This is a genomic window from Microbacterium sp. R86528 (genome assembly GCF_044596335.1).
Taxonomy (GTDB): domain Bacteria; phylum Actinomycetota; class Actinomycetes; order Actinomycetales; family Microbacteriaceae; genus Microbacterium; species Microbacterium marmarense.
In genome coordinates this window covers 2,118,020-2,132,261 of the sequence record NZ_CP138996.1, presented here as the reverse complement: position 1 = coordinate 2,132,261, position 14,242 = coordinate 2,118,020, and the positions used below count along the sequence as shown (strand labels likewise).

The 14,242-nt window shown below is 63.2% G+C and carries 12 protein-coding genes and 3 tRNA genes; 12 read left to right on the top strand and 3 right to left on the bottom strand.

Annotated features, from left to right (window positions below; all coding sequences use genetic code 11):
* Positions 1–31 precede the first annotated feature (31 nt).
* Positions 32–1,486 (bottom strand): peptidoglycan DD-metalloendopeptidase family protein, encoded by a 1,455-nt coding sequence (locus SJY18_RS09855; protein ID WP_396667418.1) that lies wholly within the window; start codon positions 1,484–1,486, stop codon positions 32–34.
* Positions 1,487–1,708: 222 nt separating this feature from the next.
* Between SJY18_RS09855 and SJY18_RS09850 the strand changes: the two genes are divergently transcribed.
* The 4 genes from SJY18_RS09850 to pgi all read left to right on the top strand — a co-directional run bounded on the left by SJY18_RS09850 (position 1,709) and on the right by pgi (position 3,788).
* Positions 1,709–1,781 (top strand) — tRNA-Glu (locus SJY18_RS09850).
* A 20-nt stretch (positions 1,782–1,801) separates the two neighbouring features.
* Positions 1,802–1,875, top strand: a tRNA-Asp gene (locus SJY18_RS09845).
* Between the two features lie 70 nt (positions 1,876–1,945).
* A tRNA-Phe gene (locus tag SJY18_RS09840) sits at positions 1,946–2,018 on the top strand.
* A gap of 72 nt (positions 2,019–2,090) precedes the next feature.
* Entirely contained in the window at positions 2,091–3,788 is a 1,698-nt protein-coding gene (gene pgi / locus SJY18_RS09835; protein WP_396667417.1) for a glucose-6-phosphate isomerase, read from the top strand.
* A gap of 12 nt (positions 3,789–3,800) precedes the next feature.
* On the opposite strand, the gene SJY18_RS09830 is transcribed toward pgi, so the two are convergent.
* Positions 3,801–4,316, bottom strand: coding sequence for an ACT domain-containing protein (locus tag SJY18_RS09830; protein WP_337336851.1), 516 nt, complete (start codon positions 4,314–4,316; stop codon positions 3,801–3,803).
* 30 nt (positions 4,317–4,346) lie between these two features.
* Between SJY18_RS09830 and SJY18_RS09825 the strand changes: the two genes are divergently transcribed.
* On the top strand, positions 4,347–4,601 hold the full coding sequence (locus SJY18_RS09825; RefSeq protein ID WP_337336850.1) for a PLDc N-terminal domain-containing protein: 255 nt from the start codon (positions 4,347–4,349) through the stop codon (positions 4,599–4,601).
* On the opposite strand, the gene SJY18_RS09820 is transcribed toward SJY18_RS09825, so the two are convergent.
* Positions 4,598–5,743 carry a glycosyltransferase gene (locus SJY18_RS09820; RefSeq protein ID WP_396667416.1) on the bottom strand — a complete coding sequence of 382 codons (1,146 nt, stop codon included), beginning with the start codon at positions 5,741–5,743 and terminating at the stop codon, positions 4,598–4,600. The genes SJY18_RS09825 and SJY18_RS09820 overlap by 4 nt on opposite strands.
* Before the next feature lie 92 nt (positions 5,744–5,835).
* Here SJY18_RS09820 and SJY18_RS09815 point away from each other — a divergent pair, with 92 nt between their 5' ends.
* The 7 genes from SJY18_RS09815 to SJY18_RS09785 are packed head-to-tail and all read left to right on the top strand — an operon-like array spanning position 5,836 to position 14,201.
* Positions 5,836–6,093: a glutaredoxin domain-containing protein gene (locus SJY18_RS09815; protein ID WP_337336848.1), complete on the top strand. Its 258-nt coding sequence runs from the start codon at positions 5,836–5,838 to the stop codon at positions 6,091–6,093.
* Between the two features lie 49 nt (positions 6,094–6,142).
* Positions 6,143–7,003 (top strand): tryptophan 2,3-dioxygenase, encoded by an 861-nt coding sequence (gene kynA, locus SJY18_RS09810; RefSeq protein ID WP_396667415.1) that lies wholly within the window; start codon positions 6,143–6,145, stop codon positions 7,001–7,003.
* Positions 7,000–7,974, top strand: a complete 975-nt coding sequence (locus SJY18_RS09805; RefSeq protein ID WP_396667414.1) for a hypothetical protein — start codon at positions 7,000–7,002, stop codon at positions 7,972–7,974. Before kynA ends, SJY18_RS09805 begins: the two co-directional genes overlap by 4 nt.
* Complete coding sequence (locus SJY18_RS09800; RefSeq protein WP_396667413.1) at positions 7,967–9,235, top strand: kynureninase; 1,269 nt, start codon at positions 7,967–7,969, stop codon at positions 9,233–9,235. Before SJY18_RS09805 ends, SJY18_RS09800 begins: the two co-directional genes overlap by 8 nt.
* A 48-nt stretch (positions 9,236–9,283) precedes the next feature.
* Positions 9,284–10,744, top strand: coding sequence for an MFS transporter (locus SJY18_RS09795; protein ID WP_396667412.1), 1,461 nt, complete (start codon positions 9,284–9,286; stop codon positions 10,742–10,744).
* Between the two features lie 23 nt (positions 10,745–10,767).
* Complete coding sequence (locus tag SJY18_RS09790) at positions 10,768–12,567, top strand: aldehyde dehydrogenase family protein (RefSeq protein WP_396667411.1); 1,800 nt, start codon at positions 10,768–10,770, stop codon at positions 12,565–12,567.
* Complete coding sequence (locus SJY18_RS09785; protein WP_396667410.1) at positions 12,564–14,201, top strand: GMC family oxidoreductase; 1,638 nt, start codon at positions 12,564–12,566, stop codon at positions 14,199–14,201. Before SJY18_RS09790 ends, SJY18_RS09785 begins: the two co-directional genes overlap by 4 nt.
* Positions 14,202–14,242 lie beyond the last annotated feature (41 nt).

Here is a 14,242-nt window from a genome sequence, read left to right as displayed (position 1 = left end):
TGGATGCCGCGAGGCATCCACCCTTCGTCGTTTAGACCGAGATTCCCCGCGCCGACATGAAGTTCGTCGGATTCACGGGGGAACCGTTGACATATGTTTCGAAGTGAAGGTGGCAACCGAACGAGTTGCCGGTGTTGCCCTCGCTGGCGATGAGCTGGCCGGCTTTCACGGTCTGACCGCGGCTGACGAAGATGCCGCCGCTGCGAATGTGGGCGTACCCGGTGCCGATGTTTCCACCGTGGTTGATCTTGATGTAGTTGCCATAGCCGCCGTTGTAGCCGGCGTACTCCACCGTGCCGCCATACGCCGCATAGATGGCCGAGCCACAACCGGCAGCCAGGTCGACGCCGTAGTGATAGCCGCTTGAGCAGTACCCGTTGCCGCACTGCACATAGCGGGCGCCGTAGCCCGAACTGCGGTAGCCCGACGACGGCCGCACCCACCCGGAGCTCGTGGAGGAACCACTCGATCCGCTGCTGCTTCCGCTGCTCCCGCTGCTGCTGCCTCCGCTGCTTCCACTGCTTCCGCTACTCGTGCCGCCGCTGTTGGCGGCTGCGGCAGCAGCGGCTTTCGCGGCGGCAGCGGCAGCCGCAGCGAGTCGCTCGGCCTCTTCTTTCGCTTTGCGCGCTGCTTCTTCTTTTGCTTTGCGTTCCGCTTCGATGCGAATGCGCTCACCCTCTTGGTACTCAGCGAGGGTGCGCGCCGAGGTGTCTTGCAAAGCCGCCAACTGTGCATCGAGCGTGATCTTGCGTTCGGTCTGCTCGTCGAGCGCTGCTTGGGCCGCATCGGCGGCCTCTTGAGCGGCGATCATCTTCTCTTGTGCGATCTGCTGAAGCCGGTCGCGCTCAGCTCGTTGAACCTCAGCCTGGTCTGTCAGACTCTGGGCTGAATCACGAGCGGTGATCGCATCGGCATATACCGATTGGTTGCGCTCGATGAGCTTGTCCATGGTGCCGAGCCGCGCGAGCAGATCGTCGGCAGATGCCGCAGAGCCGGAGAAGAACAGCTCCATAGACGTATCGTCGCCGCCGTTGCGATAGAGCTGCGCGGCGACCCGGCCTGCTTTGTTTGCGGAGTCGAGGGCCAACTGGGCTTGCTCGTCAGCTTGAGACTGCAGCTCGTCAGCGCGAAAAGAAGCGTCGAAGTACTCTTGCTGCGCCGCGTAGAAGTCGTCTGAGGCCTGCTCTGCGAGAGCCTGTTTAGCCGCGACATCGTCAGCCAAGGATTGGATGAGTGCCTGGATGCGGGCGATCTCGGAGGCCTTTGACGATTCGTTCTTACGTGCCTCTTCAACGTCGTCCCACGAGGGGTAAGTCGCCGCAAAAGCCGGAGCGACAACACCACCCCCGAAGAGCGCACCGAAAGATACGACGCCGATGGCGCCAAGCCCGAGGGCTGACCGACGGTTGAGAACAGAGCCGAAGAGGCGACGTTCGCGCTCGGTCGGAGCGCAGCCGCAGTCGTCTGCGACGTCTTCGGAAACCATCAATTCCTCCCACCCGCGCTTGGTCACAACTTTCACATTAGCAACATGAGTCCCGAAATGGTCTTTTGTGTTGTCTATATCCTGCGCTCGTTCGCGAGCGAACGCACCAGCCAGTCTCAACTGAGCTGGGAGTTAACCTGGCTCGGCACGCCCTCGATTGGCACATTCACAAATGTTTGCGTATGCTTGACCCTCGGCAAGCCTGATCCCATCGGGCGACCCGGCCCCATCGTTTAGTGGCCTAGGACGCCGCCCTTTCACGGCGGTAGCACGGGTTCGAATCCCGTTGGGGTCACACTACAATTTAATATGCAAGGCCCTGTAGCGCAGCTGGTTAGCGTGCCGCCCTGTCACGGCGGAGGTCGCGGGTTCAAGTCCCGTCAGGGTCGCTCTGAGCGACGGGCCCTTTTTCGAGAGGGCCTTTCGTCTTAGATCGCGACGTTTTTCGAAATGCCGCGAGGCTCTGTAGCTCAGTTGGTAGAGCGTTCGACTGAAAATCGAGAGGTCACGGGATCGACGCCCGTCGGAGCCACTGGCCCTTTCCTAGGCTTCTACTGGGGGAGGGTCTTTTATTTTGCTCGCCGATCCCCGCGACCGCTCCAGAATGGGTAGCGTTTGTCTCGTGACTGCACCGATTGACGCCACCGCCACGTCCGCCTGGGCCGAACTGCTCGCCCATCAGGCCGGGTTCTCCCCCGACCTGCGCGAATGGTTCGCCAACGATCCTGGTCGAGTGGAGCGCCTGACGTTCGACCTCGCCGACCTGCGAGTCGACCTGTCGAAGAACCTCGCGACCGACGACATCGTCGCCTCGCTCGTGCGCCTCGCCGAGCAGACCGGCGTCGCCGAGCGCTACGCGTCGATGCTCGCCGGTGAGCACATCAACACCACCGAAGACCGTGCCGTGCTTCACACCGCGCTTCGCCGACCCGCGGGCGCAAGCCCCGCACTCGTCGTCGACGGCCAGCAGATCGATGAAGACGTGCAGCACGTGCTCGCGCGAATCGACGCATTCGCCGCGCGTGTGCGCAGCGGCGAGTGGAAGGGCGTGACCGGTAAGAAGGTGACGCACGTCGTCAATATCGGCATCGGCGGCAGCGATCTAGGCCCAGTCATGATCTACGAAGCGCTCAAGCCCTACGCCGACGCAGGCATCGAAGCGCGCTTCGTGTCGAATATCGACCCGACAGACATCGCCCAGACCACGGCTGACCTCGATCCTGAGACAACCCTGTTCATCGTGGCATCCAAGACTTTCACGACCCTCGAAACACTCACGAACGCACGACTCGCGCGCCAGTGGCTGTGGACGAAGCTCGCCGAAGCGGGCGTCATCGGCGACGATGAGGCATCCCGAACCGATGCGGTCGCCCACCACTTCATCGCAGTGTCGACCGCGCTCGACAAGGTTGCTGACTTTGGCATCGACACCGAGAACGCATTCGGGTTCTGGGACTGGGTGGGTGGCCGCTATTCGGTCGACAGCGCCATCGGCACGTCGCTCGCGATTGCTCTCGGACCCGAGGTGTTTCGCGAACTGCTGGCCGGCTTTCATGCCGTCGATGAGCACGTGCGCACGCAGCCTCTCCACGAGAATGTTCCTGTGCTCATGGGGCTGCTCAACATCTGGTACTCCAACTTTCTCGGATCGCAATCGCACGCCGTGTTGCCCTACGCACAGCAGATGCACCGTTTTGCGGCGTATCTGCAGCAGCTCACCATGGAGTCGAACGGCAAGTCGGTTCGTTGGGATGGCTCCCCCGTCACGACAGACACCGGAGAGGTGTTCTGGGGCGAGCCGGGCACGAACGGACAGCATGCGTTCTACCAGCTCATCCACCAGGGCACGCGGCTGATTCCCGCCGATTTCATCGCGTTCGTCAATCCCGCCTACCCGCTTGAAGACGGCGGCGCCGACGTGCACGGGCTGTTCCTCGCGAACTTTCTGGCCCAGACGAAAGCCCTCGCCTTCGGCAAGACGGCCGCAGAAGTTGAAGCCGAGGGCACGACTGGCGCTCTGGTGGCAGCGCGCACCTTCGGCGGCAACCGACCGACAACGTCGATCTTCGCGCCTTCGCTCACCCCGTCGGTGCTCGGTCAGCTCATCGCGCTCTACGAACACATCACCTTCACGCAGGGTGTGATCTGGGGCATCAACTCGTTCGACCAGTGGGGTGTCGAACTCGGCAAGCAGCTCGCCATGCAGATCGCTCCGGCGATCGAAGGCGACACCGCAGCGATCGACGCGCAAGATGCGTCAACCCAGTCGCTCCTCGCCTACTACCGCGAACACCGCAACTGAGTCGGCGAGCGCTCAGCGCTCAAACGTGACATCCACCTGAATCTCGGCGGCAAGCTTTTCGAGATCGTCTTGCACTGCCGCCAGATCGATGGATGCAGCCACGTTCGCAACCACGGTCGCCTCGAACAGGCGACCGCCGAACATCGCCGCATCTCTCGTCTCGGTTGTGAGCCGATCAATGCTGATGTCGTGAGCGCTGAGCACCGAAGAGATATCCCGAACGATGCCCGCCCGGTCATTGCCGAGCACACGCACGGTCACCAGTTGCGCATCCCTTTCGCTCGAATCGCTCTCTGCGGTGCTGTGCACGGTGACGGCGAGCAGACCTTCCAGAATATCGAGCGCAGCGCGCAGATCATCAGCCCGCTCGGCTGCCACTGAGACCTGGATCACCCCTGCGAAGGTTCCCGCGAGCTCGGCGAGTTCGCTGTTCTCCCAGTTGCCGCCGTGGTGCTCTACGATCTCTGCGATCTTGGCCACGAGGCCAGCCCGGTCATCTCCGACGACGGTCAAAATGAGAGTAGTCACACGGTCAGCGTAGTCGGGTATTCTCGCGCTATGTCTGCCGTCGACAACCCGCTGATTCCCGCTGGCTACGACGTAGCCTGGTCGATGGTGATGCTCGCAATTGCGGTTCTGGCGATCGTCGCGATGGTGTCTTGGTGGCGAGCGACCAAGTGGCTCAGTCTGACCGAGCGGCTGATGTGGGTGCTGCTCATCATCTTCGTTCCGCTCTTCGGACCTCTCGCCTGGTTCGCAATCGGACGTCGTTGCGTCGCGCAGGCGTGCTCGCTGGGGAGTGACTCCGTCTAGAGCTCGCCGGGGGTCATGAGCTGCTCGTCGATCTCTTCCGCCAACTGACGCGCCCTACTGGGCGCCTCCCCCGGCTTCTTGGGCGCGTAGACCACCAGTGAGTGGAAGACAAAACGCAACACGAACGCGAACACAAGCGTGATCGCTGTGGCGATGACGGCCGAGAAGTGTCCAGATTCAACCATCAGCGCGATGATCGGGATTCTGATCAGTGCCTCCGCGTTGTTGAAGGTGAATGACTTCACGAAGCGCATCCACATGCTGGAGGCCTGGTCGCGCATGTCGTGAAACACGAAGCGCTCTTGCAGCACGAAGTTGCCGAGGATCGTCGCCTCGGCCGCGATGATCGCCGCCCAGATGTAGTCGACGTCCAACCCGGTCAATGCCCATACGATCGCAACGTTCGCCACGGCTCCGAGCGCACCGATCACCGCAAACAACGACATCTTTCCGAACCGCAGCGCGGTGAGCTGGGTGAGAAAGTGCAAGCCCTGACGCATCGAAGCCTTCGACTCGCCCGCATGGCGGCCCGCGAAATCGAACGGTACCTCGGCGACGCGAAAGTTCCGACGCGCAAGAATCTCAAGCAGGATCTTGAATCCGCGCGGTTTCAGAATTGCCGAGTCAACCGAGCGACGATCGACCATGAAGAAGCCCGTCATCGGATCGGTGACGTCGTGCAGCTTGACGGGAAACATCGCCTTCGTCACGGCGGTCGACGCCTTCGATACCAACACGCGCGTGCGGTCAGCGAGACCGTTGGCTGTGCCGCCACCCGCATACCGCGAGGCGGTCACGATGTCGACATCACCCTGAGCAAAGCGCTCCCACAGCTCCATGATCTTCTCTGGTGGATGCTGCAGGTCGCCGTCGATCACCACGCACAGATCGGCCTCGGCGGCCACGAACCCCTCGATAACCGCTCCGCCGAGCCCTCCCTCGCGGGTCTCACGGTGAATCAGCCGGACTGGCATGGTGGCTGTTTTCGCCACTTCGCGAATGACGCCGGGCGTAGCATCCGTGCTGTCATCGACGAACACAATCTCGGCGTCGAGGCTCGAGACACTCGCCGTGACACGCCGAACAAGCTCCGCGATGTTGGGAGCCTCATTGAACGTGGGAACGATGATCGACAGTTGCACTGTCTCTCATCGTCGCATGCCCGAGCGGTGTGAGACGAGTTCTGCACAGACCGCGCAGCGCCCGCCCGTCAAAATGCCCGCAGAATAGAACCATGACTGATTCGACCACAATCACCCTTTTCGGCGCGGACTGGTGCCGCGACTGCGTACGCACGAAGGCACAGCTCGACACCCTTGGCGTCGAGTACACCTACGTTGACCTGGTCGCTGATCCTGCTGCAGCAGATGTGGCGCGTGAAGTCTCGGGGCGCACGAACATTCCTGTCGTCGTCTACCCCGACGCATCTCACCACGTCGAGCCGTCGAACGCCGATGTCGAGTCGAAGCTGCGCGAGCTTTCGCTGATCTGAACACGCTGATCCCCCAGCGAGAAACACCGCGCGGCCGTAGGCTGAGCGTGTGAGCGAAGGCGTCGATCGAAACACCCGAGCCATCGAAGAGTCGGTAGTCACCGACTTTGCCGATCGCATGAGCTACGGCGGGTATCTCGATCTCGCCACGTTGCTGTCTGCGCAGCGCCCGCTGAGCTCTCCCGAGCATCATGACGAACTGCTGTTCATCATTCAGCATCAGACCACTGAGCTGTGGCTGAAGCTGGTGCTGCACGAGCTGGGCGCCGCCTGCAAGTATCTGCGCGATGACAACCTTGCACCTGCGCTCAAGTGTGTTGCGCGAGTGAAGCACATTCAGCGCACCCTGACCGAACAGTGGTCGGTGCTGGCGACGTTGACTCCCGCCGAGTACGCGCAGTTCCGTGCCGTGCTGGGCAACGCGAGCGGCTTTCAGTCTGCGCAGTATCGGTCTATCGAGTTCACCCTCGGCAACAAGAACGCCGCGATGCTCCGCGTCTTCGAGAACGACGCCGCCGCACACGAGCTGGTGAACTCTGCGTTGCAGGCTCCGAGTCTCTACGACGAGTTCCTTCGACTGCTCGCTCGCAGGGGCTACCAGATTCCCGCCGAGCTACTTGAGCGTGACGTCACGCAGGCATGGACGTTTTCGCCTGAGTTGGTGCCCGTTCTCACCGCGATCTATGAAGACCCCAAATCCCATTGGGAGGCTTACGAGACCTGCGAAGAGCTCGTCGACCTTGAAGACAACTTTCAGCTCTGGCGTTTCAGGCATCTCAAGACCGTCGAGCGAATCATCGGCTTCAAGCACGGCACCGGCGGATCGAGCGGCGTTCCGTTCTTGCAGCGAGCGCTCCAGCTGACGTTCTTTCCTGAACTGTTCGCTGTGCGCACTGAGATAGGCCGATGAACGGCAACCCGTTCGCGTTGCGCGCCCTGCTCGGGCCGAGTGCGGTGCTGTGCCGCACCGCGTTGACAGGCAGCCATGGCGTGGCGTTGCCGCCTTTCGTTGATCACCACGTCCATCTGCACCTCATTGATGAGTCAGGATTCGCCGCGGGGGGCATCGCCGGGGTGGTGGATCTTGGCGGCGACCCGGTCGCACTCGCTCGCCGCCCCCTCGAGCTCATTCCGCATCTGGCCTACGCGGGTGCGATTCTCACTGCTCAGGGTGGTTATCCGAGCGGACGCACTTGGGCCCCCAGCACCATCTGGCGCGAGGTCACTGATTCGTCACTGCATCCGGGCGTGGCGGGCGGCGCAGCAACAGCGGTCGAAGAGCAGGTGACCTTCGGTGCCGCCGTCATCAAAATCGCTCTGCACTCGGACACCGCAGTCTTCGACGCTGCGACTCTGGGCGCGATTGTTGAAGTTGCGCATGAGAACTCACTCCCCGTTGTGGCTCATGTGCAAGGCGGGGGGATGCTGCGCCTCGCGCTCGATGCAGAAGTCGACGTGCTGGCTCATGCTCCCTTCAGCGAAGCGCTCACCCCAGATCTGGTGAGCGAGTGCGTCGAGGCGGGGCAGCAGTGGGTCTCAACGCTCGACATTCATCGCGATGATCCCGCAGCGATCTCACATGCCACGCAGAACCTGGCCGCTTTCGCCGCCGCCGGCGGCCGCGTGCTGTACGGCACTGATCTAGGCAACGGTGAGCTGCCTGTCGGCATCAATGTACGCGAGGTCGCGGCGATACATGCCGCAGGGATCCAGGGCAGCGCCCTGATCGACACCCTCATCGATGCATGGCCCTACAGCGATGCCCTGGCTGGCGTCGCCACCTTCATTCCGGGTGACCCGCCCGCGTCTATTGAAGACATCCCCCGATGGCTGGCGAATGCCACCGTCGTTCCACACGAGGAGCTGGTGCACGATGACTGACAGCGAATATTCACAGGCCATCGAAGACTTCGCCGCCGCAGCGGCTGCGCTTGACCTCGCTGACGGACTTGCTGAGGTGCGCGACGAGTTCGTCGGCGCCGACACTTCACTGGTGTACTTCGACGGCAACTCACTCGGGCGTCCGCTGCGTGCGAGTGTGGAGCGCCTGACCTCGTTCGCAGAGCACGAGTGGGGCGATCGCCTCATTCGCGGATGGGACGAAACCTGGATGCAGCTGCCGTTCGAGATCGGCGACACGATCGGTCGCGCTGCGATCGGTGCATCGGCGGGCCAGACGGTGGTGGGCGACTCGACTACGGTGCTGCTGTACAAACTGCTGCGCGCGGCGTTTGATGCGCAACACGCGTCAGATTCCGCACGCGTGGAGATCGTGGTCGACCGCGATAATTTTCCCACCGATCGATACCTCGTCGAGGGGATTGCCCGAGAACGAGGCGGGCGCGTGCGCTGGATCGACGTCGAACTGGACGGCGGCGTCACGGCTGACGCATTGAGCGCAGCGGTCGGAGCTGAAACCGCCGTGGTCTTGCTGTCGCACGTGGCCTATCGCTCGGGCTATCTTGCCGACGCGCGAGCGCTGACCACCATCGCACACGACGCGGGCGCGCTCGTGCTGTGGGATCTGTGCCACTCTGCGGGCTCCGTGCCAGTGCACGCCGATGAGTGGGGCTTCGACCTCGCGGTCGGCTGCACCTACAAGTACCTCAACGGCGGGCCGGGTTCTCCCGCCTTCGCCTACGTGGCATCGCGCCTGCAAGACACGTTGACGCAGCCCATCCAGGGCTGGATGGGCACCGCTGACGTCTTCGCGATGGGGCCTGAGTATCGCCCCGCCGAAGGCATGCGCCGGTTCTTGTCGGGCACGCCGCCGATCACCGGCATGCTCGCGATGCAAGACACGCTGGCACTGATCGAGCGCGTCGGCATTGCGGCAGTGCGAGAGAAATCTGTGCAACTCACCGAGTTCGCGTTGCGCGTGAGCGACGCGTTGCTTTCTGGGCTGGGAGTCACTGTTGCCTCACCGCGCGAAGCCGATCACCGCGGGGGCCACATAACGCTCTCTCACTCGACGATGCGCGAGGTGACCGCTGCGCTGTGGCAGAACGACATCATTCCCGACTACCGCGACCCACACGGGCTGCGCATCGGATTGTCACCGCTGTCTACGTCGTTCGAAGAGGTTCTCGAAGGGCTTGTCGCCGTGCGGCTGGCGATAAAGGCGGCGACGCCTAGCGGCTAAACGTCGTCGATCGACGAAAGTCGCCGCCCGGCGACTTACACTTCTGCGATGAGCAATGATGCCCACGGCGGCGCCGACGGTGCCCTGAACGATACGCCCGCGCACACCACGGAGCCGTCTCAGCAAAAGTCGGCGACCCCCGGGCGCCTGCCCGTCAGCAGCATCTGGCGCTACGCAATCGGGTCTCTCGGCACGGGCGGCTTCGCCACCCTCCCGGGCCTCGTGCTCACCTACTACATGACCGATTCGCTCGGCATCGCGGCGATAGTGGCGGGTCTGGTCATCGCCGGAGCCAAGGTCTGGGATGTCGTCATCGACCCGATCATCGGTGCGATGACTGACAGAGACCTGATCCACAACGGCACGCGGCGGCGCCTCATGCTCATCGGTGCGCTCTCGCTGCCGGTGTTCTTCGCCCTCACCTTCGCCGTGCCCCCGTCGCTGGGCCCCGTCGTTGGGGCGATCTGGGTCGTCATCGCGTTCACCGCCACGGCGACCGCGTTCAGCCTGTTCCAAGTGCCGTACATCGCGCTGCCCGCAGAGTTGACCCCCGACTACAACGAACGCACACGGCTGCTGACGTGGCGCGTTGTCGTGCTGACCTTCGCCATCTTGCTCTTTGGTGCTGGCGGCCCTGCGCTTCGCCGCATTACCGACGATTCGGTCACCGGCTATCTCGTGATGGGCGTCATCGCAGGATTGGTCATCGGGGTCGGGATGCTGCTCGCCACCACCGTGACTCGCCGCGCCGCACGCAGCAGCATCCAGCCCTCTTCATCGGCGACCGTACGGATCGCACCCACCGCGCCCCCACCTCGCACAAGCATCCGCGCGCACTATGCCGCGGGTATCGCGGCGCTTCGTCGAAGCCCCGCCTTCCGCGCGCTGCTTGCCACGTTCGTGCTGCAGGCTTTAGCGACCGGCCTCATGCTGGCTGGCGCGCAATACGTGGCGACGTGGGTGCTTCATTCTGAAGCCGCCGTCGAGCTGCTTTTCGTGGCGCTTATCGCTCCGGCCCTGTTCGCGGCTCCCGTATGGGGCGCGATCGCTCGTCGCATCGGCAAAGAGCGAGCATTTGCCATCTCAAGCGTCATCTTCGCAATCGCGGCACTCACAATCATTCTTGCGCTCTGGATTCCAGGCGAATGGGTCTACGCGCCTGTTGCTGTGAGCGGAATCGCCTATGCGGGCATGCAGTCTCTGCCGATGGCTATGCTTCCCGATGTCATCTCGGCAGACGAGCGCACGCACGGTGCTGGCCAAGCCGGCGCATTCAGCGGTGTGTGGACTGCCGGTGAGACGGTTGGGTTCGCGCTCGGCGCCACCACGCTGTCAGTCATCCTCACCACCACAGGCTATGTCTCCTCGACGGCGAGCGAACTGGTAATCCAACCCGATGCCGCCGTGACAGGAATCGTGGTGAGCTTCAGCCTGGTTCCAGCGATCCTCATTGCCGTCAGCCTGGTAGCGCTCGCCAAGTATCCGCTGCGGCGAGCCGACATAGACTGATCACTCGCACAAAGGAGAGCGCATTGCCTGAGGGATCGCCAAAAACGCCAGCCAAATCCGCTGCGAAGCGGCCATCCACAGCAAAAGCGGGCCTGGCTGACGAGGTGCGCAAAGCTCTCGACGCCGATATCGATCGACTCGAGACCGGCTCTCAGATGTGGAGTCACTTGACGCTGTCGCAGCGCGCAACGCTGATGGAGCGACTCGCCTCATCCGTTGGCGCAGTCGCCGAGGAGTGGGCCGACACGGCGGCGATATCCAAAGAGCTTGAACCCGGTCACCCGCTACGCGGCGAAGAGTGGCTTTCCGGACCATACGGCACGCTGACTGCTCTCGAAGCCTACGGCTCGACGCTTCGTGCGCTCGCCGCGGGCACGAGCCCTCTCAACGCAGTGAAGATCGACACTGCCACGGGCGGCCGCACCCGCGCGCACGTGTTTCCCCTCTCCCGCGTCGATTCTCTTCTTCTTTCGGGCTACACCGGCGAGATTTGGTTTGCGCCCGGCGTCACACAGCGCGACGCTCGCGAAAGCGCCGGGCTCGCGCAGCTCACCCCGTCGGATTCGGGGGGCGTTGGCCTAGTGCTGGGAGCAGGAAACATCACCTCGATTCCGGTGCTCGACGTCATCTATGAACTGCTCGCCCACAACCGCGTGGCGCTGCTGAAGGTCAACCCAACCCAAGACTCACTCGTGCCGGTGTTCGAACGTGCCCTCGCGCCGCTGATCGAGCCAGGCTTCTTGAAGATCATCCGAGGCGACGGCGCGGTGGGCGCCTATCTCACGACCCACCCGCGAATCTCGCACGTGCACATCACCGGGGCAGCAACCACATTCGACGCGATTGTCTGGGGTCCATCGAAAGGTGCGAGGTCCGCCGCAACCACCAAGCGTCGCCGTGAGAACAAGCCCAAACTGACTAAACCCATCACCGCCGAACTTGGTGGGGTTTCACCCATCATTGTGGTTCCAGGCGAGTGGAGCGACGCCGACCTGAAGTTTCAGGCCGAGCACATCACCACGATGCGACTGCAGAATTCTGGGCACAACTGCATCGCGGGGCAAGTCGTCATCGTTAGCGCCGACTGGGCACAGCGCGAGGACTTTCTTGTTGCGTTGCGCAGGGCATATGATGCCGCCCCCCGCCGCTCAGCCTGGTACCCACGCAGCAACGAGAAGCTCGAAACCGCGGGTTCTACCTATCCCAACGCCGACTGGTGTGCCGGGGGCACCCGCGCGCTCATTGAAATCGGTGCCGACGATGACGCGAGCGCGCTCGAGACGACGGAGTACTTCGCCCCGGTGCTGGGCGTTGTCACGCTTACCGGTAACGGACAAGAGTTCCTCGACGCAGCTGTGGCTCACGCCAACGACAACCTCATCGGAACGCTTGGCGCGAACGTCATTGTTGATCCGCGCACGCTCGATGCGCTCGGCGATAGTTTCGAACGGTCGATGGCCGACCTGCGCTACGGCACCATCGCTATCAACGCCTGGACCGCGCTCGGATTCTTGACCCCGACCCTGTCGTGGGGCGGCTTTCCCGGCGCGAGTCTCGAAAACGTCGAAAGCGGGATCGGCATTGTGCACAACGCGCTGTTGCTCGACCGTGTCGAGCGTTCAATCGTGCGCGGTCCATTCCGACCGTTCCCTCGCTCGGTAGGCGCGGTGTTGCGGCCTGGCACGTTTTCGGTGTTGCCGAAACCGCCGTGGTTTGTCACCTCGCGGACCGGTGCAAGCGTGAGCGAAGGCCTCACTCGTTTCCGCATCGACCGCAACTGGGGCGGACTCGCGAAGACCCTCACGAAGGCATTCGGCGCATGAGCAAGCGTCGCCATGCCCTCGACGCAGACTATGTGATCGTCGGCGCAGGCTCAGCGGGCGCGGCGCTTGCGGCCCGTCTCAGCGAAGACCCAAGAATTTCAGTGCTTCTGCTCGAAGCTGGCGAGGCCGACAAGGCGCTCGAGTTGCACATTCCAGCCGCTTTCTCGAAGCTCTTCCGAGGAAAGTACGACTGGAACTACGACACCGTCGCGCAATCTTCCCTGAATGGCCGAACGGTGTTCTGGCCTCGAGGAAAGACGCTCGGCGGCTCGTCATCGCTCAACGCCATGATGTGGGTGCGCGGCTTCGCCGCGGACTATGACGAGTGGGCGGATGTCGCCGGAGACAGCTGGTCATGGGATGCGCTGACCCCCTATTTCATGAGGGCCGAAGACAACGAAACTGTCAGCCACAAGACCCAGGGAACCGGCGGCCCGCAGCGAATCGAGAACCAGCGCGATCCCCGCCCTCACACAGCCGCGTTCCTCGAAGCCGCGCGCGAAGCAGGCCACGAAGTCGTGCCAGCAAACCAGCCCACCGGCCTCGGCTTCAGCCAAACCATGGTGGCGCAGCGGCGAGGAGCACGAGCATCCACCGCCGACGCCTATCTGCGCCCCGCGCGCAGACGAAAGAACCTGCGCATTGTTACCGGCGCATTCGTGCGTCGCGTGACCTTCAGCCACGACCCCGTTCCTCAAGCGACCGGTGTGTACGTTGAAATCAGCGGCGTCACCCATCATGCCCGCGCGAACCGCGAAGTGATTCTCTGCGGTGGCGCGGTCAACACCCCACAGCTTCTGATGCTCAGCGGTATAGGACCAGCACAGCACTTGGCTGATCATGGCATCCCGCTCGTCGCAGAGTCTTCTGACGTCGGCAGCAACCTTCAAGACCATCTCGTCGCTGGTCTGGCACCGGGGGCACTCGGCGGCACCCTGTACACCGCAGAGAGTGCGGGCCAGCTCGCGCGCTATCTGACCACGCGCATGGGTATGCTCAGCTCAAACGTCGCCGAAGCGTGCGGCTTCGTGCGCACTCCGGTCGCTGATGCAGCCGGAATGGGCGCGGGTTTGGCTGACATCGAGATCATCTTCGCCGCTGCGCCCTACGTTGGCGAAGGGCTCGTCCCGTTGCCCGCTGAGGGACTCACGGTCGGAGCGATCCTGATGCGACCGCGCAGCCGCGGCACCATCCGCCTGGCCTCGGCAGACCCCCACGACAAGGCCGTCATCGACCCCGCATACCTGTCAGACCCAGACGGCATCGACCGTGCGACGCTGATTGCTGGTCTTGCCGAGTGCGAGCGGATCATCGCCACCGACGCGTTGCAAGCAGTCACCAATGGTGAGTGGGTACAGCCCGCAGACGGCGCCATGATGAGCGCCGCCGAGCGGGCAGAGCTCGCCGTCGATCAGTATTCCCACACGCTCTACCATCCGGTGGGAACAGCGCGCATGGGCCTAGACGCCAGCTCGGTCGTTGACCCACAACTGCGGGTGCGAGGCGTCGAAGGCCTGCGTGTGGTCGACGCCTCGGTGATGCCGACGATCATCCGCGGGCACACCAACGCGCCAGCGATTGCGATCGGCGAGCGCGCAGCCGATCTCATTCTCGAGCGCAAAGCGTCAAAATAGAACTGCCCCTCCGCAAGAGCGGAAGGGCAGTTCGAAGCATG